Below are 20,398 nucleotides of genomic sequence, written 5' to 3'. Positions count from 1 at the left end.
ACGTCACTCCGTGTCTGAACGCCGCCGTCCCCGGTGATGAACAAGCGGGCCCCCGGGGTCAACCGGCGCGGGAACGGCCGGCGCATCCGGGCGCGCTTTCCCCCGGTCCGTGGCGCCGAAGCGGCGGTGACGCAAGGTCAAGTCCCGGCAGGATGGAAGAGCTGCAAGAACAAGATCCGGCCCAAACCAATGGGAATCCCGCCACACCTGTGGCCGCAACAGTGTTTCTTCAGGGCTTTCCGCCGGGTGAAGGAACGGCGATCTGCCGCCGAGGTTCTTCTCACAACAACTGTGGAGAAGATCTATGTCCGTCACCTATCCTGAAGACCGGAGCCCTCTTTATTCCGCGCTGGAGAGCGGTGAAGCCGGGGACGCCTTCGTGCCCGTCTACGCCCGGACCCGGACCCGCAAGAAGCGGAGCGGCGTGCGCAGCTGGATGATCCTCGCGCCCGTGGGGGTCCTGGTGCTGGGCGGGGTGACGGCCATGATGCTGACTGACGACCGCGACGCGACCCCGACCGCCCTCGCCGAGCCGGCGGCGACGGCCCCGGTCCTGCCGGCCGCCCCGGCCGCCCTTCCGGCGCCGGACGCGACGGCCCTCGCGGCGGCCGAGCCGGTCGAGGCGGCGCCGGTCGCCCGGGATCCGGCTCCGGCCGCCCGGTCCGCGCCGGCGCGTCGCAGCGCCCCGGCCGGCCGGCGGGCTGCAGCGGCCGGGCCCGCCCCGGCGGCGGCTCCCGCGCCCGCCGCACCGGCGGCGACGCCGACCGTGACGCTCAACACCGCGGCGCCGGAACCGGCCGCCCCGACGGCCGCGCCTCCGCCGCAGATCGTGGTCGCGCCGCTGGACTGATCCCGTCCCCCGCACAGCCCCGGCTCCCCGAGCCGGGGCTTTCCGCGCGCGCCCTTCAGCCCGGGAGCACCTCCGCCGGCGCGCGAATGCGCCGGAACCGGGCCTCCACGAAGGAGAAGGCGCCGAAGGCCATGAAGCCGAGGGCGGCGGGAATCAGGAAGCCGGCGCCGCCGGGCTGGCGTTCAACCACGTCCAGGGCGGCGCCGAAGCTGGTGACATCCGCGGCGCGGGAGTTCAGCCCGGCCGCCACGACCAGGGCGGCGAGCGGCAACCAGGCCAGGCCGCGGGCGACGTAGCCGGCGCGGGCCAGCAGCGACACCCGTCGGCACAGCGCCTCCGAACAGGCGAGGTACTCCGAGAAATCCCCGCGCCACGCCCTGACCACATTGGCGACCCCGACGCCGGCGATGCTCAGGCCGACGCCGACGAGAAGCCAGTTCCCCAGCGGCAGGGACAGCAGGCGTTCCGCCCCGTCCCGGCCGGCGGCCAGTCCCGCCCCGTCGCCGGAGGGGGGACGGACCAGCATGTGAAAGGCGCTCGCGGCGAGCAGGGCGTAGCCGAGGCCGCTGAAGCCCTGACTCATGCGGGTGCTCAACCCCCGCCAGCTGCGGCCCTCATGGTCGGCGTCGAACACCGCCTGCAGCGCGCGCCAGATCACGAAGGCGAGAAGTCCGCCGCCGGCCAGCAGCAGCCAGGCCCGTCCGAACGGCTGCTGCGCCAGCCAGACGAGAGCCTCGCGCGCGCCTGCGGCGCCGTCCGTCCGGTCCAGGGTGGCGAGCAGCGTCAGCGCCCCCGCCGACAGGTAGACGAAGCCGCGCGCGCCGTAGCCGACGCGAGCGATCGCCTCCAGCGCCTCGCGGGTGAAGCGCCGTCGCGCGCTTCCGCCCAGGCGGCGCAGGCGGGACGACAGGGACAGGGAAGCGGACAGGGGGGCGGACACGGCGGTTCAAACACCCCGCCGCGAATATGGCTCCGCTCGCGCGCCGCCGCCCTTGAGGTGCGGCGGGACGACGCATATCTGGCGTGGACCTCGGGAGGGCGCGGATGCAGCCGGTGATCGCCATCGAAGGTCTGACCAAGACCTACAAGTCGGGCCTCCAGGCCCTCAAGCCGGTCGACCTGACCATCCGCAAGGGCGAGATCTTCGCCCTGCTCGGGCCGAACGGGGCCGGCAAGACCACCCTGATCTCCATCGTCTGCGGCATCGTCACGCCGACCACGGGAACCGTCGTCGCGGACGGCCACGACATCCAGCGCGACTACCGCCGGGCGCGGATGAAGATCGGTCTGGTGCCGCAGGAGCTGACCACCGACGCCTTCGAAACCGTCTGGGCGACCGTCACCTTCAGCCGCGGCCTGTTCGGCCGCGCCCCGAACCCCGCCTATGTCGAGCAGGTGCTGCGCGACCTCAGCCTGTGGGACAAGAAGGACGCGAAGATCATGACCCTGTCCGGGGGCATGAAGCGGCGGGTGATGATCGCCAAGGCGCTGAGCCACGAGCCGGACATCCTGTTCCTCGACGAGCCGACCGCCGGGGTCGACGTGGAGCTGCGCAAGGACATGTGGGCGATGGTCCGGCGGCTGCGCGAGCGCGGCGTGACCATCATCCTGACCACCCACTACATCGAGGAGGCCGAGGAGATGGCCGACCGGGTGGGGGTGATCCTCAGGGGCGAGCTGATCCTCGTCGAGGACAAGGCCGAGCTGATGAAGAAGCTGGGCCGCAAGACCCTGACCCTGCAGCTGCAGGAGCCGCTGGCCGGCCTGCCGCCCGGACTCGACGAGTGGGCGCTGGAGCTGAAGGCCGACGGTCACGAGCTGGAGTACGTCTTCGATTCCAACGCCGAGCGGACCGGGGTCCCCTCCCTGATGCGCCGGCTCAGCGATCTGGGCGTCGGCTTCAAGGATCTGAGCACCCGCCAGAGCTCGCTGGAGGACATCTTCGTGGGCCTGGTCCAGCAGTCGAAGACGGAGACGGCGCAATGACGTTCAACGGCCACGGCGTCTGGGCCATCTACCGCTTCGAAATGGCGCGGGCGCTGCGCACCCTGTGGCAGTCCGTGGTCACGCCGGTGATCACCACGGCGCTCTACTTCGTGGTGTTCGGCTCGGCCATCGGCAGCCGCATGACGGAGATCGACGGGGTCGCCTACGGCGCCTTCATCGTGCCCGGCCTGATCATGCTCAGCCTGTTCACCCAGTCGATCTTCAACGCCAGCTTCGGCATCTACTTCCCGAAGTTCACCGGCACCATCTACGAGCTGCTCTCGGCGCCGGTGTCGCCGCTGGAGATCGTCATCGCCTATGTCGGCGCGGCGGCGACGAAGTCGGCGGCGCTCGGCCTGATCATCCTGGCCACCGCCTCCTTCTTCGTGCCGCTGCAGATCCTGCACCCGTTCTGGATGCTGGCCTTCCTGATCCTGATCTCGACCACCTTCAGCCTGTTCGGCTTCATCATCGGCGTCTGGGCGCAGAATTTCGAACAGCTGCAGTTCATCCCGATGCTGATCGTGACGCCGCTGACCTTCCTGGGCGGCGCCTTCTACTCGATCGACATGCTGCCCGAGCCGTGGCGGACCGTGACCCTGTTCAACCCGGTGGTCTATCTGATCTCCGGCTTCCGCTGGGCCTTCTACGAAAGCTCCGACGTCAGCCTGGCCGTCAGCGCCGCGGCGACGCTGGGCTTCTTCGTCGCCTGCCTCGCCGTGGTCGGCTGGATCTTCCGCACCGGCTACCGGCTGAAGAACTGAGGCGTCACGAAACCGGCCAGATCGGTCGCCACCTTCGGCGGCCCCGGGCGTTCGAGTGCGCGCCAGCCGCGGCGCGGGAGAGATGATGGCCGACAGCAACGAGACCCGCGTGAACGGAACGCCGCAGCCCTTCCGCCGTCCGGTGGAGTGGGGCCGGCCGCCCGCGACGGTGTTCCGCGCGGGCCCGCTGCCGCGCGGTGCCGCCAGTCCGCCGCCCGCCGCGCCGCCGAAGCCGGCGCCCGGCCCCGCCCGGCCGGCGAGCCCGTCGGCATCGGGAATCTTCAGCGGCTCCATGATCCCGCGCGCCGCTCCGGCGCCGCGGCCGGAGCCGCTCGCAGAGGCGAATCCCGCCGGCCCGGCGGCCCTCGCGGACGTCGCCCCGGCGGCGGCGCCATCGGACCTCGAGGTGCGGCCTCTGCCGGCGGCCGACCCGGTCCCGGCGGCGGAGCTCCCGGCGCCACCGGCGGAGCCGACGCCTGCCCCCGCGCGCCGCGCCTCACGGCCGAACCGGGCCCCGCTCTACGCCGGCGCGGCCGCCGCCGTGCTCGCGGCGGCGCTCGGGGGCTGGTGGCTGATCGGGCGTTCCGACGAGGCGCCGCCCTCGGCCGCCGATGCTCCCGTCCCGGCGGCGACCGTCGCCCCGGCCGAACCCCTTGCGCCGGAACCCGCCGCGGCCGCGCCCGTCGAGCCGGCCCCGACCCCGACCCCGGCGCCGATGCCGGCGACGTCCGCCTCGCCCGGTGCGGCGGACCCGGCGCCCGCCCGGCCCGCTGCGGAGCCGCGAACCGCCGCCGCCGCCCCGCCCTCAAGACCCGCCGCGCCGCCGCGCGGGACCGAAACGGACCGGCCGGCGACCGTGGTCGTGGCGCCCCCTCCGTCGGTCGAGGCGCCCGAACCGGTGGTCGTGGTTCCTCCGGCGACGCCGGCCGGGCCTCCGCCGACGGCCGCCGAGCGCCCGCCGGTCGATCCCGACGCGCCGATCGCCACGCGGCCGCAGCCGCTCGGCGAGACCTGATCAGCGCAGGTTGAGGTAGCCGCGCTCGACCATGCGCCGCAGACCTTCGTAGGCCTCCGCCAGCTCCTCGTAGGCGGTGCGGGCGGCGGTCAGGCGGGCGATCTGGTCGACGGTCGAGGGCGCGCCGGACTCCGACTGGCGCAGCCCCTCCGCAACCCACTTGCCGCGTGCGGTGGCGGTCATCACCGCCAGGCGCTGGAAGGCCGCGGCGTCCACCTTCGGCAGCATCTGGCCGATGACCTCGCGGTTGGCGACGAAGGCGGCGTAGTCGATTTGCTCGAGCAGGCCGCGGAGCCGCCGCTGCTCCTGCGGATCCGCGTCCTGGGGCTCGAAATGGTCCCGCTGGCGGCGATAGGCGCCGGTCTGGATGGTCGACATCGCGCGTCCCTCCGAACACGAGTCCGCCGAGGGTGCGCCGCGTCGATTAACGGGGCGTTGCGGTCGCGGCCGATCGCCGCGCGGCCTTGGCCCGCGGTCCGCCCGGCCCTAGCCTTCCGCGAACACCCGAGGAGACGACGATGCCGCTTCTGATGTGCCCGAACGACAACGCCGCCATGCAGACGCTGGAGCGGGGCGGGGTGCAATTCGACATGTGCCCGAGCTGCCGCGGCGTCTGGCTCGACCGCGGCGAACTGGAGAAGCTGATGGAGGCGGCGACCGCCGAGGGCCGCGCCAGCGCGCCGCCGGCGCAGGCGTCGCAGCCCCATCCGCCGCAGGCTTCGCAGCCGTATCCGCCGCAGCAGCCGGCGCCGCAGCCCTGGGGCGGGCAGGGCTATCGCGACGACCGCTACCGCGACGACCGTCGTCGCGACGACGACTACCGCTACAAGAAGAAGAAGCGGATGGACATCTTCGACATCTTCGACTGAGCCGGGATCAGGCGGCGAGTCCGGCCGCCTGCATCAGGCTGCGCAGCGGGCCGAGGCTCTCCGGCGCGGCCGACAGGGCCGCGCGGGACTCCGGCGCGCGGAACAGCTTGACGGCCTCGGCCTTGGCGCGATCGGCCGCCGGGCCCAGCGGGGCGGTCTCGCCCGCGGCCAGCCGCAACAGGACGGCCAGCTTCTGCGGCGCGGGCGCGGGGGACCGCGCCAGCATGGCCACGATGCGGGCGTCCGCCTCGACCGCCCCGCCGACGGTTCCGATGGCCGCGGCGATCTCGGTTTCGTCGCGTTCGGCCAGGCTGCAGCTCCGGACGGCCCTCTGCAGCGACGCCAGCACGCCCAGCTTCTGGGCCGGGGTCTGGGTCGCGCTCTGGCCGCGCATCTCGGTCTCGAACCGGAGGGAGCCGACGCAGGCCGACAGCCAGCGCGCCGCCGACCGCTTGTTGGCGGTCCCGGTGACGTTCTCGCACAGCCGGGTCAGGGATTCCGCCTCGCACAGCACGGTGCTGCAGGACTTCACATAGGCGGCGACGAAGTCGGCCGTGACCAGCGACTTGGAGCGCTCGTTGAAGGCCGACTGCACCTCCTCGAGCGTCAGCAGCCGTCCGGCCGTGGCCGTCAGGGTCATGGCCAGGGTGCGCAGGATGTCGATCTCCCCGGCGGCGTCGTTGGGCCGCAGCCGGCGCGGGCTCATCAGTTCGCGCAGAACCATGCGGGCGAGCGCCGCGGACAGGAGGGGGAACTCCCCGGCCTGGATACGCTCGCCGAGGCGGGCGGCGGGGCCGTCCACCGCGGGCACCTGCAGCGCCATCTTCGGGTCCTGCCGCACGAGGGCCTCGACCTCGCGGGGCGCGACCATGCGCACCACGGCCGCCAGGGACGCGCCCTGGTCCAGCGACGGGCCGAGCACCTCCGCCAGGCTGGTGCGGGCGGCGAGCATCTCGCACAGCAGCTGCTCGATGGCGACGAGGACGAGGGCGCGGGGCTGGCCGTCCATCGGCGCCCGGTCGGCGAGATCCATCAGCCGGTCGAGCCGCGCGCGACCGCCGCGGACGCCCTTCAGCGCCCCGGCGATGATGCCGCCCATGATGAAGGCGCGTTCCGGCTGGCCGTCGAGACGGTGGGCGAGGTCGGCGAGCGAATGGTGGGCGAGATCGGGGAAGCGGTTCCGCCGGCCGGCCGAGACGAGCCGCTCGACCGCCGCGTCGGCGAGGCGCTGGTAATGGCGGACGAGCTCGTGAACGGGCTGGCCGACGGCCTGGCTCTCCGGCACCGCCACCTTCTGCACGGCGTGCTGCAGCTCCACGCCCGACGCGTCGAGCTTTTCGGCGAGGTCCGGCCGGTGCAGGAGTTCGAAGGCGGTGACGCCCTGCCGCTGCAGCCAGTCCTCCAGCACCCGGCTCACCGTCTCGCGGGCCGCGGCGACATACAGGTCCTGGGGCGTGTTGCAGCGCGGGCCGGCCTGGTCGTCGGCGACCGCCCGCTTGCGCGGCGCCTCGGGCGCGCCGCGGGTCAGCACCGTCAGGCTGTTGAACTCCATCGTGTCCGGGTCGAGCGTCTCCTTGGTGACCCGGACGGCGACCGCGCGTTTGTCGGCGAGCATCTCCTCGGCGCTCTGGATCGCGTGCGCGCGATCCTCCGTCGCCATCTGGAGCGCCCAGGGGGCCGGAGCCGTCTTGCGGATGTAGACTTCGTAGTGGACGGGGCCGGCCATGGAACGCTCGCACTGATTGAGCGCCCATCATGCCCCGGAGACCTTTAAGGTCGGGTTTCGTTGCCAATCCGGGCCCGGCGGCCCATGTTTCCCGCCGTAATTGCACCGCGATCGCATAGAACGGTTACGCTTGCCGCGCGTTGCTGTCGTGGACGACGAGCCCTGCAAGGAGACGCCCTTGGCCAACATCACCCTGGTCGACGACGACGAGAACATCGTCGCCTCCGTGTCGCTGGCGCTGGAGAGCCATGGCCACAAGATCACCGCCTATCACGACGGCGCCTCGGGCCTGGAGGCGCTCGAGACCTCGCCCCCCGACCTCGCCATTCTCGACGTGAAGATGCCGCGCATGGACGGCATGGAGGTGCTGCGCCGGCTGCGCCAGACCTCCACCCTGCCGGTGATCATGCTGACCTCCAAGGACGAGGAGATCGACGAGATCCTCGGCTTCAACCTCGGCGCCGACGACTACATCCACAAGCCGTTCAGCCAGCGCCTGCTGATCGAGCGGGTGAAGGCGCTGCTGCGCCGCACCGGCGCCGACGGCGGCGACGCCGAGGCCGCCGCGGCCGACGGCTCGAACAAGGCGATCAAGCGCGGCAAGCTGACGATGGATCCGGCCCGGCACGAGTGCACCTGGGACGGCCGCCCGGTGAAGTTGACCGTCACCGAATTCCTGCTGTTGCAGGCGCTGGCCCAGCGTCCCGGCTTCGTGAAGAGCCGCGACAACCTGATGGACGCCGCCTACGACGACCAGGTCTATGTCGACGACCGCACCATCGACAGCCACGTCAAGCGGATGCGCAAGAAGTTCCGGGTCGTCGATCCCGAGTTCGACGCCATCGAGACCCTGTATGGCGTCGGCTACCGCTACCGCGAGAGCTGAGCCGTCCGGTCCGGGCGGAGACGAAAGCCCCCGCCGGCCGCGACGGTTCGGCGGGTCGCGGCTCGGCGGCCTGATCCTCGCCCTCAACCTGCTCAGCCTGCTGATCCTGTTCGTCGGCGCCCTGGCGCTGAACGAGTGGACCCGCGGCCTGATCGAGGCGCGGCAGGAGACGCTGAAGGCCGAGGGCGAAATCCTCGCCCAGGTGCTGGCCGAGCGCGGCGTGACCCAGGGCGAGCCCCAGCCCTCGTTCGACGAGATCGCCGCCAGCAAGCTGTTCGTCGACGTGATCATTCCGGAAGGGCAGCGGGCGCGCCTGTTCGGCATCGACGGCACGGTGGTCGCCGACAGCTACCGGGTCACCGAGGCCATTCCCGGCGGGCCTCTGCCGCCGGCGCGGCCGGCCGGGTCGTCGGCCCCGGAGCGGGACGTGGAAGCCGACACGATCGCGCTGCAGCGGGCCGAGGCGGCGCTGTCGGAGGAGATCCGGGGCGCCCTGGATGGCGAGCCGCAGGCGACCGTACGCACCTCCGAGACCGGCGACCGGGTGGTGTCGGTCTCCCTGCCAGTCCGCCACGTCCGCCAGGTGCTGGGCGTGCTGACGCTGGAGGCCGGGGACGTTGACGAGACCCTCGCCGCCCAGCGCCGGGCCCTGATGCCCTTCGCCCTCGTCGCCCTGGCGGTGAACCTGCTCGGCTCGCTGCTGATGCACCTGTTCGTGGCCCGGCCGGTCATGCGCCTGTCGGCGGCGGCCGACGAGGTGCGCCTGCAGCGGGCGCGCGCCATCTCCCTGCCCGACCTCGAGAGCCGCAAGGACGAGATCGGCGACCTCGCCCGCTCGCTCGAGACCATGACCGCGGCCCTGTCGGACCGGATGGACGCCATCGAGGCCTTCGCCGCCGACGTCTCGCACGAGATCAAGAACCCCCTGACCTCGATCCGCTCGGCGCTCGAGACCCTGCCGCTGGTCAAGACCGAGGCGCAGCGGGAGAAGCTGACCGCCCTTCTGCAGCAGGACGTGCGCCGGCTGGATCGCCTCATCACCGACATCTCGAACGCCTCGCGTCTCGACGCCGAACTGAACCGCGACCGGCCCCGCCCCATCGACCTCGGCGTGCTGCTGGGCGAGATCGTCGGCGTCTACGAGGCCGGGGCCAAGCCGGGCGAGGCGCGGGTGGTGTTCCAGCCCGCCGGCGGCCCGGCGCTGGTCAACGGCCGCGACGGCCCGCTCGGCCAGGTGTTCCGCAACCTGATCGACAACGCCCGTTCCTTCAGCCCGCCCGACGGGACGGTCCGGGTCAGCCTGTTCCGCGAGGAGCAAGACGGTACCGCCCGCGTCCATGTGCGGGTCGAGGACGACGGACCGGGCGTCCCGCCCGACAACCTCGAGACCATCTTCGAGCGTTTCTACACCTCGCGCCCGCGCGGCGCGGCCTTCGGGACCAACTCGGGCCTCGGCCTGTCGATCGTCCGTCAGATCGTCGAGGCGCACGGCGGCCGGGTCTGGGCGGAGAACCGGACCGGTCCGGACGGCGGCGTCGCCGGGGCGCGGCTTGAGGTGGCCCTGCCCGCCGCGACCGCCCGGCGTCCGTGAGCGCGCCCGTCCACGCCACCGCCGTTGCGGCGCCGGGCGCCGGCGGCCTCTGGCGGGCGGTGCTGATCACCGGCCGGCCCGGCGCGGGCAAGAGCGATCTGGCGCTGCGGCTGCTCGGCCGCGGCTGGCGGCTGGTCGGCGACGACTATGTGCACCTGTTCGGTTCCGGCGGCCGCCTCTGGGCCGCTCCGCCGGAGACCATCGCCGGGCGGATGGAGGTGCGCGGCCTCGGCATCGTCCCGGCCGCCGGCCTGCGCGTCGCCCGCGTCGTCCTGGGGGTCGAGCTGACGACAGGGGAGGTCGAGCGCCTGCCGGAGGCGGCGTTCCGGGAATTCGCCGGGGTGTCCACGCCGTGGCTGCGGCTCGACCCGCGCGAGGCCTCGGCGGTCGAAAAGGTCGCGACGGCCGTGGGGCGGCTTTAACCCGGCGCGGCTTTGGGCTATTCCGCGCGGCTTGCGGCGCGCCTGCGGGCGGCCGGACGCGGGGGCGCGAGTCTTGGTGAAGCCTTCATGATCGGGCTGGTGATCGTCACCCACGGGGGACTGGCCTCGGAATTCCTCTCGGCCATGGAGCACGTGGTGGGCCCGCAGCGCGGGGTCGCCGCCATCTGCATCGGGCCCGAGGACGACATGGAGCGCCGGCGGCGCGACATCGTCGACGCGGCCCGCGCCGTCGACGACGGCGACGGGGTGATCCTGCTCACCGACATGTTCGGGGGCACGCCCTCCAATCTCGCCATCTCGGTGATGGAGGAGACCCGCGCCGAGGTCATCGCCGGGCTGAACCTGCCGATGCTGATCAAGCTGGCCAGCGTGCGCACGCGCGAGCCGCTGGACGTCTGCGTGGCCCACGCCCAGGACGCCGGCCGCAAGTACATCTCGGTCGCCAGCTGGGTGTTGCAGGGCGAGAAATGAGCGCTTCCGCCTCCGCCGTCGTCGGCATCTGCAACCAGCGCGGCCTGCACGCCCGCGCCTCGGCCAAGTTCGTCAAGCTGGCCTCCACCTTCGAGAGCGAGATCCGCGTCACCCGCGACGGGGTCACGGTGAACGCCCTGTCGATCATGGGCCTGCTCATGCTCGGGGCCGGCAACGGCTGCGACGTGCGCATCGAGGCCGAAGGCCCGGACGCCCCGGCCGCGGTCGAGGCGCTGGCCGATCTGGTCAACCGGCGGTTCGACGAAGATCAGTAGAAATACCGCCTGTCCTTCATCCTGCGAAGCGCGTCCGCGCGGAGCAGGATGGTGGAGCCGAGGGGAGTCGAACCCCTGACCTCGTCATTGCGAACGACGCGCTCTACCAACTGAGCTACGGCCCCCCAAAGTCCGACGGAACGTCGGGTTCAGGCGAGGGCGCGACATAGGGGCGGGGCGTCGGTCCTGTCAACGGGCTTGCCGCGGAATCCGGCGTGGCCGGCGCGAATCCTTGGAGAGCGGAGCCGTCCGCGCTAGAAGCGGCCAAACCTCGGAGTTCCTTGCATGGGTTACGCCCTCGTCTGGCTGGTCGACGCCATTCTCAGCCTCATGGTGTGGCTGATCATCGCCTCGGCCATCCTCAGCTGGCTGTTCGCCTTCGACGTGGTCAACCATCGCAACCGGTTCGTCAGCCAGCTGGCGATGTTCCTCGATGCGGTGACGGGGCCGATCCTGGCGCCCTTCCGGCGGGTGATCCCCACCCTCGGCGGCATCGACATCAGCCCGATCGTGGCCATCCTGGTGATCCAGTTCCTCAACATCCTGTTCATGCGCACCAGCGCCCCCTTCCTGATCTCGGTGCTGGGCTGATCCGAGGCGGCGGCGCCACGGCGGGGCGGTTCGCGCCGGCGTGCGACGTTCGCGGCTTGGCGCCCCGGCGGCCGGCGGCCTAAGGTGCCGGCGACGGGGCCCGCGGGCCCGGCAGACATCCGGACTTCATGACCACCATCCACACAGTCGCCATTGTCGGCGCGGGCCAGATGGGCGCGGGGATCGCCCAGACCGTGGCGACCGGCGGCTACGACGTGCTCCTCTACGACTCCGCCGCCGACCGGCCCCAGCAGGCGCTGGGGGCGATCGCCGCCAGCCTCGCCCGACAGGCGGGGCGCGAGCTGATGCCGCAGGCGGCGGCCGACGCCGCGCTGGGACGCATCCGGGCGGTCCCGACCCTGGCCGAGGCGGCGCGGGCCGACCTGATCATCGAGGCCGCGGTCGAGGACGAGGCGGTCAAGAAGTCGATCCTCGCCGAGCTGACGCCGCTGCTCGGTCCCGACACCCTGCTGGCCTCGAACACCTCCTCGATCTCCATCACCCGGCTGGCCTCGGCCACCGACCGGCCGGACCGCTTCATCGGCCTGCACTTCATGAAGCCGGCGCCGGTGATGAAGCTGGTCGAGATCGTGCGCGGCATCGCCACCTCGGCGGCCACCTATGAGGCGGCCGTCGCCTTCGCCGAGTCGCTGGGCAAGACCACCACCAACGCCGAGGATTTCCCGGCCTTCATCGTCAACCGCATCCTCGTGCCGATGATCAACGAGGCGATCTACACCCTCTACGAGGGGGTCGGGAACGTCGCCTCGATCGACAAGGCGCTGAAGCTGGGCGCCAACCACCCGATGGGGCCGCTGGAGCTGGCCGACTTCATGGGCCTGGACGTGGTGCTGGCGATCATGAACGTGCTGTACGACGGCCTGGCGGATTCCAAGTACCGGCCCTGCCCGCTGCTGGTGAAGTACGTCGAGGCGGGCTGGCTGGGACGCAAGTCCGGCCGCGGCTTCTACGACTATTCCGGCGATACGCCGGCGCCGACGCGATGATCCGGCGCCTGGACAGGCCGGAGAACTTCCCCGGGCAGCAGCGGGTCGTCTGGCGCGGCGAGCCGCAGCGCGTGTTCCTCGCCGTCCTCGCCGGCGCCCTGTGGCCGCCCATGGTGCTGACGCTGCTGATCTGGCCGCCGCAGAACTGGATGCCGGGTCCCGAGATGGACTGGCGGCTGACGGTGCTCGTCGCCGGCGCCGCAGCGGTTCCGGTCGGGCTGTGGCTGCTGGTGCGCGAGCGCCGCCGTCACGGCCGCCCGTCCACCCGGCTGGGCGTGGTCTGGCGCTTCATGTTCTACGGCGGCCTGCTGGCGGCGGCCCTGGGCGCCGTGCTCGCCCTGATCCAGGCGGTGATGCAGTGGTTCAGCGCCGCCAGCCTCGGCGAGGGCATCGGCGGCAGCGAGACCTCCCTGCTGATCTACGGGGTCGGGGGGCTGCCGTTCGCGGTGCTCATCGGCGTCGCCTACGCCCTCTGGGCCGGCCTGTGCGCCGCCTTCATCGCCTTTACGCCGCAGCCCGAGGTGCGCGACCGGCTGGGCCTGATGCGGAACGAACCCGCCGGGGAGTGAGCCCGCCTGACGGCGAATTCACTTGGGTCAGGCGCCGCCCGGCGCCAGGCTGGGACGGGCTGCAAGGGGGGGACCATGGCCGCTGTCGACATCGCTTCCGCACGACCGGCCGACGCCGCGCTCGGGCCGGTGAGGCCGAAGGACCGGATCCACAACCTGGACATGCTGCGCGGCTGGGCGATCCTCGGGATCCTCGCCGTCAATGCGGTGTCGTTCGGGTGGCCGGCCGAGGTCACCATGTCGGGGAACCCGCCGCCCGCGGCGCTGTCGCCGGGCGATCTGATCGGGGTCTGGGTCACCGACGTCTTCTTCTCCGACAAGTTCCGCACCCTGTTCACCATGCTGTTCGGGGTCTCCATCTTCCTCGTCGGCGGAGAGAAGCACGACGCGGCCCGCGGCCCGGTGCTGACGCGACGGCTGCTGTGGCTGGGCCTGTTCGGCCTGCTGCACGGGACGTTGCTCTGGTACGGCGACATCCTGCTGCACTACGCCTACTGCGGCCTGATCATGATGATGTTCCGCTCGTGGACGGCGCGGCGACTGTTGTGGATCGGCGGCGGACTGACCCTGCTGTGGGGCGTGATCGCCACCCTCGGCTACTGGGGCATGGCCAACCTGCCGCCGGAGTTCGCGGCCAAGATGGCTTCCGGACAGCCGGCCTCGGATCCGGCCGCCATCGCCGCCGCGATCGATCTGTACCGGGCGGGATGGCCCTCCGGCCTGGTCGAGAACCTCAAGCACTGGGCTCTCCTCCAGCTGCTGGCCAGCCCCTTCCTGATCCCGGTCAGCGTGCCGCTGATGATGGTGGGGCTGGGGCTGTTCAAGTCGGGCTATCTGTCGGGCCGCGCCCCTCTCTGGAGCTACGCCTTGGTGCTCCTGATCGGCGGCGCCAATCTCGCGGCGCTGGCCGTCTGGGGCTGGCAGGACATCATGGCCGGACCCGATGCCGATCCGACCCGCGGCCTCGCCGCCGCCGCCGGCGGCATGGCCCCGCTGATCACCCTGTTCTACGTCAGCGTGCTGGTGCTGCTGGTCCGCTTCGGGCTGAAGGCGCTGACGGTCTGGCTGGTCCCGGTCGGCCGGATGGCCTTCACCAACTACCTGACCCAGACCCTGATCATGGCGACCCTCTACTACGCCCCCTGGGGGCCGATGTGGTTCGGCGCGCACGGTCCGGCCGAGATGTGGGCGGTGGTCGGGGCCGTCTGGGTCGCGCAACTGGTCTGGTCGCCCCTGTGGCTGTCGGTCTTCCAGATGGGGCCGCTGGAGTGGCTGTGGCGTTGCCTGACCTACGGGCGGATGGTGCCGCTCCGGAAGCCTGCGGCGGCCTGATCGTTGCCCGGCGGCGGGGGATGGCTTAAGCGCGCGGCATGACCGACGCCGCCGCCGCCCGCCCCGAAGCCCGCAATCCGCGGGGGTTCGCCGACCGCCGCGGCCGCGACCTCGTCGCCGAGCGCCGCCTCGTGCAGCGGGTCTCGGCCGTCTACGAACGCTGGGGCTTCGAGCCGCTGGAGACGGGGGCGTTCGAGTACGCCGACGCCCTCGGCAAGTTCCTGCCCGACGCCGACCGGCCGAACGAGGGCGTCTTCGCCCTGCAGGACGATGACGACCAGTGGATGGCGCTGCGGTACGACCTGACCGCGCCGCTGGCCCGGTTTGCGGCGCAGAACTGGGAGACCCTGCCCAAGCCGTTCCGCCGCTACGCCTTCGGGCCGGTGTGGCGCAACGAGAAGCCGGGTCCCGGCCGCTTCCGCGAGTTCGTCCAGTGCGACGCCGACACCGTGGGGTCGGACCGCCCCGAGGCCGACGCCGAAATCATCGCCATGGCCTGCGAGGGCCTGCAGGCCGCCGGCCTGGCGGCCGGACAGGCCGTCATCCGCGTCTCGAACCGCAAGCTGTTCGACGGCCTGTTCGAGGCCGGCGGGGTGACCGACCCGGCGCAGAAGCTGACCGCGCTGCGGGCCATCGACAAGTTCGACCGGCTGGGCTGGGAGGGCGTCGCCGCCCTGCTGGGCGAGGGACGGCTGGACGAGTCCGGCGACTATACGAAGGGGGCCAATCTGCCGCTGGGCGTCGCCGCCACCATCGAGGCCTTCCTGGCCTCGGCCGGGGACGCCGACCTGTCGCGGGCGGCCACGCTCGAGGCGGTGGCGCGGGCGGGCGGCCTGGGCGCCGCCGGCGAGGCGGCGCTGGAGGAGCTGGCGGCCATCGACCGGGCGCTGTCCGCCATGCGGGTGGAGGAGGCGGCGGTGCGCTTCGATCCGACCATCGTGCGCGGGCTGGAGTACTATACGGGCGCCGTGTTCGAGGCCGAGCTGCTGCTGGAGACCACCGACGACCGGGGCCGGAACGTGCGCTTCGGCTCGATCGGCGGGGGCGGGCGCTACGACGACCTGGTGGCGCGGTTCACCGGCGAGCGGCTTCCGGCGACGGGCTTCTCGTTCGGCGTCTCGCGCCTCGCCTCCGCCCTGCGGGCCGCCGGCCGCGGCGACGCGGACGCCGTCCGCGGGCCGGTGGTGGTGATCGTCTTCTCGGAGGCCGACATGCAGCACTATCTCGACGCCGTGTCGGAGCTCCGCAACGCCGGCGTTCCGGCCGAGCTCTACCTCGGGCGGGCCGGGATGAAGGCGCAGATGAAGTACGCCGACCGGCGGGGCGCGCCGGCGGCCGTCATCCTCGGCGGCGACGAGATCGCGGCCGGGCAGGTGACGATCAAGGATCTCGACGCGGGGCGGGCCCTGGCGGCCGGGGTCGTCGACAACGAGGCGTGGAAGGCGGAGCGGCCGGGGCAGCGGATCGTCCCCCGCGGCGAGCTCGTGGCGACGGTGCGCGGCATCGTCGAGGCGGCGCGCACAGCTTCGTGAGTTATCGCTGATAACAAAGGAAAATCCGGAGCCGCCGAGCGCCAGTCGATTGACTTGAGCCGAAATTTGTCGTCTTTCTGTCGTCACTCGGGAAGCGCGGCGTGAAGACGCCGCAGCCGCCCGGAGGCGTTTCGGGGAGGAAACGTCCGCTCCTCAGAGAGCGAAAAGAAAGCCCGCCGCGACGTATCCCCCGCGGCGGGCTTTTTTGCGTCTGCGGCCTCAGGGAAGAAGGGCCGGAGCGTCGCCGCTCCGGCCTTTGTATCCATGCAGGCGCGCGCCTACCAGATGCGCACCCGCTCTTCCGGCGGCAGGTAGTATTTGGCGCCCGGCTGGACGTCGAACGCCTCGTACCAGGCGTCGATGTTGCGCAGCGGCCCGATCACCCGGAATTCGGCCGGGCTGTGCGGATCGGTGGCGATCTGCTGGCGCAGGGCGTCGTCGCGGTACTTGGACTGCCACACCTGGGCCCAGCCGTAGAAGAAGCGCTGGTCGCCGGTCAGGCCGTCGATCACCGGCGCCGGCTGGCCGTTGAGCGACAGGTGGTAGGCCTCGAGGCCCACCGCCGTGCCGGCGGCGTCGCCGATGTTTTCGCCCATGGTCAGGCCGCCCTGGACGTGGAAGCCGGGGATCGGCTCGAACTGGTCGTACTGGGCGCCGAGGCGGGTGGTGAGCGCCTCGAAGCGGGCCTTGTCCTCGGGCGTCCACCAGTTGCGCAGCACGCCGTCGCCGTCGGACTTGGAGCCCTGGTCGTCGAAGCCGTGACCGATCTCGTGACCGATGACGCCGCCGATGCCGCCATAGTTGACCGCCGGGTCCGCGTCCGGATCGAAGAAGGGCGGCTGCAGGATTGCGGCCGGGAAGACGATCTCGTTGTTGGCCGAGTTGTAGTAGGCGTTGACCGTCTGCGGGAACATGCCCCACTCATCCTTGTCGACCGGGTCGTTCAGACGGTTGAGCTGGTAGTTCCACTGGAAGAGCCCGGCCCGTTCGGCGTTGCCGAACAGGTCATCCGGGCGGATCTCCAGGCCGGAGTAGTCGCGCCACTTGTTCGGGTAGCCGATCTTGACCGTGAACTTGGCCAGCTTGTCCTGGGCGGCGGCCTTGGTCTCGTCGCTCATCCAGTCATAGGTGTTGATGCGGTTGCCCAGCGCGGTGCGCAGGTTGGCGACCAGCTCCTCCATCTTGGCCTTGGATTCGGCGGGGAAGTACTCGGCCACGTACTGGCGGCCGATGGCCTCGCCCATCATGCCCTCGGCGAAGCTGATGGCCCGCTTGTCGCGGCTGCGCTGGGCCGGCTGTCCCTGCAGATCGCGCGAGCGGAACTCCCACTGGGCGTCGGAGAAGCGGCGCGACAGGCGGCCGGCGGCGTCGTCGGTGGTGTGGAAGGCCTGCCAGGCCTGGATCACCTCGACCGGGGTCTCGGCGTAGATGGCCGCGATCTTCGGCATGGCGGTGTCCTGCCGGACGATCAGCCGCGGCACGTCGCCCACGCCGACTGCGTCGTAGTAGGCCTGCCACGGGAAGCCCGGCGCCTCGGCCGCCAGCCGGGCGATGGTGTACTCGTTGTAGGTCTCGTCGCGGTTGCGGTTCTGCACCGGCGTCCAGTGCGCCTCGGCGATCCGGGTCTCGAAGGCCAGGATGGCGTCGGCCGCGGCGGCGGGATTCTCCCAGCCGATCATGCCCAGCATGCGCTCGATATAGGCGCGGTACAGGGCCTTCTTCTCGGCCCACCGCTCTTCGAGATAGTAGTCGCGGTTGGGCAGCCCCAGACCCGACTGGCCGGTCGACACGACGTAGCGGGTCGGCGCCTTCTGGTCGATGGTGATGCCCGTGCCGAAGATCGATCCGCCGACGCGGCCCTGGGTCTCGCCCATGTAGACCGCCAGCTTGTCGTGCGTATCGGCCGCGCGGATGGCGGCGAGGTAGGGCTGCAGCGGCTGCGCGTCGAGCGCCTCGATGCGCGCCTCGTCCATGTAGGAGCGATAGGCGTCGGCGATCTTCTGCTCGTCCGAGCCGGGGGCGAGGTCGGTGCGGGCCACGAGCGCCTCGATCATCGCCTTCAGGCGGTTGTCGGACAGCTCGCGCAGCAGGGCGAAGGAGCCGTAGGAGGTGCGGTCCGACGGAATCTCCAGCCGGTCCAGGGCGGCGCCGTTGGCGTGGCGGAAGAAGCTGTCGCCCGGCGCGACCGACATGTCGCGCCCGGCGAGGTCGAAGCCCCAGGTTCCGTAGCGGGGAGCCTCGACGCCCTGCCAGCCGGTGACGGCGGCGCCCGGTTCGCTGCTCTGGAAGAGCTCGAAGACGGTGCAGGCCTCGTCGATGCAGGCGTGGTCGTGATCCTGGGCCAGGGCGCCCGAGGCGGGCAGCAGGAGCGCGCCGACCGCGGCGCCGATGAGCAATTTCTTCATGGGGTTCCTCGACTTCGCGCCCCTCTCGGGAGAGCTTCGGCCCGGACCCTACGCCCGGGCCGTCCCCTGTCGTCTGAATTTTTTGTCATGAACCGGAGAAGTCCGCCTCCGACCCGGATCAGGCCTTGGCGCGGCGGCCGGCGGACGGGATAGTGGCCGCGAAGCAGGGGAACGCATGAACGGGCACGGCGGCGGCGACTACAGCGATCTGGTGGTCTTCCTGGCCGCGGCCGGGGTCATGGTGCCGTTGTTCAGCCGCTTCCGCATCAGCCCGGTGCTCGGCTTCCTCGCGGCTGGCGTCCTGCTGGGGCCGGACGGTCTGGCGCGCTTCTCGGACGTGGTCCCGTGGCTCGCGTGGATCACCATTTCGGACGCCGCACAGCTGCGGGCGCTGTCCGAGCTCGGCGTCGCCTTTCTGCTGTTCATGATCGGGCTGGAGCTCTCCTGGGAGCGCCTCAAGGCCATGCGCCGGCTGGTCTTCGGCCTCGGCGTCACCCAGGTGGCGGTGTGCGCCGGCGGACTGGCCGCCGTGTTCATGCTGATGGGGCAGCCGCTGGTGTCCGCCGCGGTGCTGGGCATGGGGCTGGCGTTGTCGTCGACGGCGGTGGTCATGCCGGTCATGGCCGAGCGCGGCCGGCTCACGGCTCCCGCCGGCCGCACGACCTTCGCCGTGCTGCTCGCCCAGGACCTGGCGGTGGCGCCGATCCTCATCACCGTGACGGTCCTCGCCGCCCTGGCGCGGGCCATGGCCGGCGGGGGCGACTTCGACCCGTCGGTGCTTCGCCCGGCCCTTCTGACCCTGATCCCGGCCGCGGTGGGGCTGGCGCTGCTGGTGGTGCTCGGCCGGCTCGTGCTCCGACCGATGTTCCGCTCGGTCGCCCGCTCCCGGAGCCGGGGCCAGGGCGCCGAGCTGTTCGTGGCCGCCAGCCTGCTGGTGGTGGTCGGGGCCGGCGTCGCGGCCCAGGCCGCCGGTCTGTCGATGGGGCTGGGCGCGCTGGTCGCCGGCCTGCTGCTGGCCGAGACCGAGTTCCGCCGCGAGGTCGAGCTGGCCATCGACCCGTTCAAGGGCCTCCTGCTCGGCGTCTTCTTCGTCGGCGTCGGCCTGGGCCTCGACCTGGATGCGGTCGCCGCGGATCCGGCGGCGGTGTTCGGTCTGGCGGCCCTGCTGACCCTGCTCAAGGCGGTGCTGATCTTCGGGGCGGCGCGACTGTGGGGCCTGAAGAACCGGACCGCGCTCGAGACGGCCCTGATGCTGGGACCGGCGGGGGAGTTCGCCTTCGTCATCCTGGGGGCCGGTCTGGTCGAGGGCATCGCCTCGCCCGCCTTCACCCGCACGGTCATGCTCGCCGCGACGATCAGCATCTTCACTATCCCGCTCATGGCGGTCATCGCGCGGCGTCTGGTGCAGGAGCCGGCGGCGGCGCCCGACCTGCCGGCCGAAGCCCTGAGCCCGACCGCGGCCCCGGGACAGGTCCTCATCGTCGGATTCGGGCGCGTCGGCCGTCTCGTGGGGGAGATGCTGGCGGAGCACGGCCAGGCCTTCACGGCCGTCGATTCCAACGCCGCCACCGTGGCCAAGGGTCGCCGGGAGGGCGCCAACGTATTCTACGGAGACGCGGGGCGACCCGAGTTTCTCGCCCTGTGCGGGATCGACGCCGCGCGGGTGCTGGTGGTCACCATGGATGCGCCGGCCAAGGTGGACGAGGTGGTCGCGACGGCGCGCTCGCTGAGGCCGGACCTCATCATCATCGCCCGGGCCCGCGACTCCCGCCACGCCCAGCGACTGTACCAGCTGGGCGTCACCGACGCGGTTCCCGAGACCACCGAGGCCAGCCTTCAGCTGGCGGAGAACACCCTCGTCGATCTCGGCGTGCCGATGGGACTGGTCCTGGCGTCGATCCACGAACGCCGCGACCGGTTCCGCAAGATGTTCCAGGACGCGATGCCCAAGAGCGACGCGCCGCGCGCGCCGCGAGCGCTTCGCGCCACCCTGCGACGCTGAGCCGCGCCGGCGTCCTTCAGGCCTCGGGCCGTTAACCCCGGAAGGTCGGGAGGCGTTAACCCGGGGACCCCATTTTGGTCATCG

General features: G+C 71.9%; 20 protein-coding genes and 1 tRNA gene. 16 read left to right on the top strand and 5 right to left on the bottom strand.

From position 1 onward, the window contains the following. The first annotated feature begins 304 nt into the window (after positions 1-304). Positions 305-850: a hypothetical protein gene (locus H2038_RS04000; protein ID WP_292109389.1), complete on the top strand. Its 546-nt coding sequence runs from the start codon at positions 305-307 to the stop codon at positions 848-850. Positions 851-905: 55 nt separating this feature from the next. On the opposite strand, the gene H2038_RS03995 is transcribed toward H2038_RS04000, so the two are convergent. Beyond that, positions 906-1,790: a DUF1206 domain-containing protein gene (locus H2038_RS03995; RefSeq protein WP_292109387.1), complete on the bottom strand. Its 885-nt coding sequence runs from the start codon at positions 1,788-1,790 to the stop codon at positions 906-908. A gap of 104 nt (positions 1,791-1,894) precedes the next feature. Here H2038_RS03995 and H2038_RS03990 point away from each other — a divergent pair, with 104 nt between their 5' ends. The 3 genes from H2038_RS03990 to H2038_RS03980 all read left to right on the top strand — a co-directional run bounded on the left by H2038_RS03990 (position 1,895) and on the right by H2038_RS03980 (position 4,615). Further along, positions 1,895-2,836, top strand: coding sequence for an ABC transporter ATP-binding protein (locus H2038_RS03990; protein WP_292109385.1), 942 nt, complete (start codon positions 1,895-1,897; stop codon positions 2,834-2,836). Further along, a complete protein-coding gene (locus H2038_RS03985; protein ID WP_292109383.1) occupies positions 2,833-3,600 on the top strand; it encodes an ABC transporter permease in 768 nt (255 codons plus the stop codon). Before H2038_RS03990 ends, H2038_RS03985 begins: the two co-directional genes overlap by 4 nt. Before the next feature lie 85 nt (positions 3,601-3,685). Further along, positions 3,686-4,615: a hypothetical protein gene (locus tag H2038_RS03980; protein ID WP_292109381.1), complete on the top strand. Its 930-nt coding sequence runs from the start codon at positions 3,686-3,688 to the stop codon at positions 4,613-4,615. Here the strand turns inward: H2038_RS03980 and H2038_RS03975 are convergent, their stop codons facing one another. Continuing rightward, positions 4,616-4,993: a hypothetical protein gene (locus H2038_RS03975; protein WP_292109379.1), complete on the bottom strand. Its 378-nt coding sequence runs from the start codon at positions 4,991-4,993 to the stop codon at positions 4,616-4,618. Positions 4,994-5,133: 140 nt separating this feature from the next. Here H2038_RS03975 and H2038_RS03970 point away from each other — a divergent pair, with 140 nt between their 5' ends. Continuing rightward, positions 5,134-5,484: a zf-TFIIB domain-containing protein gene (locus H2038_RS03970; protein WP_292109377.1), complete on the top strand. Its 351-nt coding sequence runs from the start codon at positions 5,134-5,136 to the stop codon at positions 5,482-5,484. 7 nt (positions 5,485-5,491) lie between these two features. Here the strand turns inward: H2038_RS03970 and H2038_RS03965 are convergent, their stop codons facing one another. After that, entirely contained in the window at positions 5,492-7,210 is a 1,719-nt protein-coding gene (locus H2038_RS03965) for a hypothetical protein (protein WP_292109375.1), read from the bottom strand. A gap of 178 nt (positions 7,211-7,388) precedes the next feature. Between H2038_RS03965 and H2038_RS03960 the strand changes: the two genes are divergently transcribed. The 5 genes from H2038_RS03960 (at position 7,389) to H2038_RS03940 (ending at position 10,876) form a co-directional block, all read left to right on the top strand. Continuing rightward, complete coding sequence (locus H2038_RS03960) at positions 7,389-8,096, top strand: response regulator transcription factor (RefSeq protein WP_292109373.1); 708 nt, start codon at positions 7,389-7,391, stop codon at positions 8,094-8,096. Next, positions 8,065-9,687: an ATP-binding protein gene (locus H2038_RS03955; RefSeq protein WP_292109371.1), complete on the top strand. Its 1,623-nt coding sequence runs from the start codon at positions 8,065-8,067 to the stop codon at positions 9,685-9,687. The genes H2038_RS03960 and H2038_RS03955 overlap by 32 nt, the downstream gene beginning before the upstream one ends. Then, the gene (locus tag H2038_RS03950) at positions 9,684-10,109 is read left to right on the top strand and encodes an HPr kinase/phosphorylase (RefSeq protein WP_292109370.1); all 426 of its coding nucleotides are present in this window, start codon (positions 9,684-9,686) and stop codon (positions 10,107-10,109) included. Before H2038_RS03955 ends, H2038_RS03950 begins: the two co-directional genes overlap by 4 nt. An 87-nt stretch (positions 10,110-10,196) precedes the next feature. Beyond that, complete coding sequence (locus H2038_RS03945) at positions 10,197-10,601, top strand: PTS sugar transporter subunit IIA (RefSeq protein ID WP_292109368.1); 405 nt, start codon at positions 10,197-10,199, stop codon at positions 10,599-10,601. Further along, positions 10,598-10,876 carry an HPr family phosphocarrier protein gene (locus H2038_RS03940; RefSeq protein WP_292109367.1) on the top strand — a complete coding sequence of 93 codons (279 nt, stop codon included), beginning with the start codon at positions 10,598-10,600 and terminating at the stop codon, positions 10,874-10,876. Before H2038_RS03945 ends, H2038_RS03940 begins: the two co-directional genes overlap by 4 nt. Before the next feature lie 49 nt (positions 10,877-10,925). Here H2038_RS03940 and H2038_RS03935 read toward each other — a convergent pair. After that, positions 10,926-11,001: transfer RNA gene (locus H2038_RS03935), tRNA-Ala, on the bottom strand. A 160-nt stretch (positions 11,002-11,161) separates the two neighbouring features. Here H2038_RS03935 and H2038_RS03930 point away from each other — a divergent pair. The 5 genes from H2038_RS03930 to hisS all read left to right on the top strand — a co-directional run bounded on the left by H2038_RS03930 (position 11,162) and on the right by hisS (position 15,907). Continuing rightward, positions 11,162-11,467 carry a YggT family protein gene (locus tag H2038_RS03930; protein ID WP_292109365.1) on the top strand — a complete coding sequence of 102 codons (306 nt, stop codon included), beginning with the start codon at positions 11,162-11,164 and terminating at the stop codon, positions 11,465-11,467. Positions 11,468-11,595: 128 nt separating this feature from the next. Continuing rightward, on the top strand, positions 11,596-12,474 hold the full coding sequence (locus tag H2038_RS03925) for a 3-hydroxybutyryl-CoA dehydrogenase (protein ID WP_292109363.1): 879 nt from the start codon (positions 11,596-11,598) through the stop codon (positions 12,472-12,474). Continuing rightward, positions 12,471-13,043 (top strand): phthalate transporter, encoded by a 573-nt coding sequence (locus H2038_RS03920; RefSeq protein ID WP_292109361.1) that lies wholly within the window; start codon positions 12,471-12,473, stop codon positions 13,041-13,043. The genes H2038_RS03925 and H2038_RS03920 overlap by 4 nt, the downstream gene beginning before the upstream one ends. A gap of 75 nt (positions 13,044-13,118) precedes the next feature. Then, a complete protein-coding gene (locus H2038_RS03915) occupies positions 13,119-14,375 on the top strand; it encodes a DUF418 domain-containing protein (RefSeq protein WP_292109359.1) in 1,257 nt (418 codons plus the stop codon). A gap of 38 nt (positions 14,376-14,413) precedes the next feature. Next, the gene (hisS, locus tag H2038_RS03910) at positions 14,414-15,907 is read left to right on the top strand and encodes a histidine--tRNA ligase (RefSeq protein WP_292109357.1); all 1,494 of its coding nucleotides are present in this window, start codon (positions 14,414-14,416) and stop codon (positions 15,905-15,907) included. Between the two features lie 278 nt (positions 15,908-16,185). Here the strand turns inward: hisS and H2038_RS03905 are convergent, their stop codons facing one another. Further along, positions 16,186-18,312: a M13-type metalloendopeptidase gene (locus tag H2038_RS03905; protein ID WP_292109355.1), complete on the bottom strand. Its 2,127-nt coding sequence runs from the start codon at positions 18,310-18,312 to the stop codon at positions 16,186-16,188. A gap of 175 nt (positions 18,313-18,487) precedes the next feature. On the opposite strand from H2038_RS03905, the gene H2038_RS03900 reads away from it, so the two are divergent. Further along, on the top strand, positions 18,488-20,314 hold the full coding sequence (locus H2038_RS03900) for a cation:proton antiporter (RefSeq protein WP_292109353.1): 1,827 nt from the start codon (positions 18,488-18,490) through the stop codon (positions 20,312-20,314). The last annotated feature ends 84 nt before the right edge of the window (positions 20,315-20,398 follow it).

The organism is Brevundimonas sp. (genome assembly GCF_013912005.1).
Taxonomy (GTDB): Bacteria; Pseudomonadota; Alphaproteobacteria; order Caulobacterales; family Caulobacteraceae; genus Brevundimonas.
Note: the sequence above shows the minus strand (reverse complement) of the source record. Positions and strands in the feature narration are given on the sequence as shown.

What these genes read in the sequence shown, in the direction of transcription:
- H2038_RS03925 (WP_292109363.1), top strand. Translation starts at nt 11,596, where the DNA reads ATGACCACCATCCACACAGTCGCCATTGTCGGCGCGGGCCAGATGGGC.
- H2038_RS03955 (WP_292109371.1), top strand. Translation starts at nt 8,065, where the DNA reads ATGGCGTCGGCTACCGCTACCGCGAGAGCTGAGCCGTCCGGTCCGGGC.
- H2038_RS04000 (WP_292109389.1), top strand. Translation starts at nt 305, where the DNA reads ATGTCCGTCACCTATCCTGAAGACCGGAGCCCTCTTTATTCCGCGCTG.
- H2038_RS03905 (WP_292109355.1), bottom strand. Translation starts at nt 18,312, where the DNA reads ATGAAGAAATTGCTCATCGGCGCCGCGGTCGGCGCGCTCCTGCTGCCC.
- H2038_RS03945 (WP_292109368.1), top strand. Translation starts at nt 10,197, where the DNA reads ATGATCGGGCTGGTGATCGTCACCCACGGGGGACTGGCCTCGGAATTC.
- H2038_RS03920 (WP_292109361.1), top strand. Translation starts at nt 12,471, where the DNA reads ATGATCCGGCGCCTGGACAGGCCGGAGAACTTCCCCGGGCAGCAGCGG.
- H2038_RS03915 (WP_292109359.1), top strand. Translation starts at nt 13,119, where the DNA reads ATGGCCGCTGTCGACATCGCTTCCGCACGACCGGCCGACGCCGCGCTC.
- H2038_RS03940 (WP_292109367.1), top strand. Translation starts at nt 10,598, where the DNA reads ATGAGCGCTTCCGCCTCCGCCGTCGTCGGCATCTGCAACCAGCGCGGC.
- H2038_RS03990 (WP_292109385.1), top strand. Translation starts at nt 1,895, where the DNA reads ATGCAGCCGGTGATCGCCATCGAAGGTCTGACCAAGACCTACAAGTCG.
- H2038_RS03930 (WP_292109365.1), top strand. Translation starts at nt 11,162, where the DNA reads ATGGGTTACGCCCTCGTCTGGCTGGTCGACGCCATTCTCAGCCTCATG.
- hisS (WP_292109357.1), top strand. Translation starts at nt 14,414, where the DNA reads ATGACCGACGCCGCCGCCGCCCGCCCCGAAGCCCGCAATCCGCGGGGG.
- H2038_RS03975 (WP_292109379.1), bottom strand. Translation starts at nt 4,993, where the DNA reads ATGTCGACCATCCAGACCGGCGCCTATCGCCGCCAGCGGGACCATTTC.
- H2038_RS03980 (WP_292109381.1), top strand. Translation starts at nt 3,686, where the DNA reads ATGGCCGACAGCAACGAGACCCGCGTGAACGGAACGCCGCAGCCCTTC.
- H2038_RS03970 (WP_292109377.1), top strand. Translation starts at nt 5,134, where the DNA reads ATGCCGCTTCTGATGTGCCCGAACGACAACGCCGCCATGCAGACGCTG.
- H2038_RS03965 (WP_292109375.1), bottom strand. Translation starts at nt 7,210, where the DNA reads ATGGCCGGCCCCGTCCACTACGAAGTCTACATCCGCAAGACGGCTCCG.
- H2038_RS03900 (WP_292109353.1), top strand. Translation starts at nt 18,488, where the DNA reads ATGAACGGGCACGGCGGCGGCGACTACAGCGATCTGGTGGTCTTCCTG.
- H2038_RS03985 (WP_292109383.1), top strand. Translation starts at nt 2,833, where the DNA reads ATGACGTTCAACGGCCACGGCGTCTGGGCCATCTACCGCTTCGAAATG.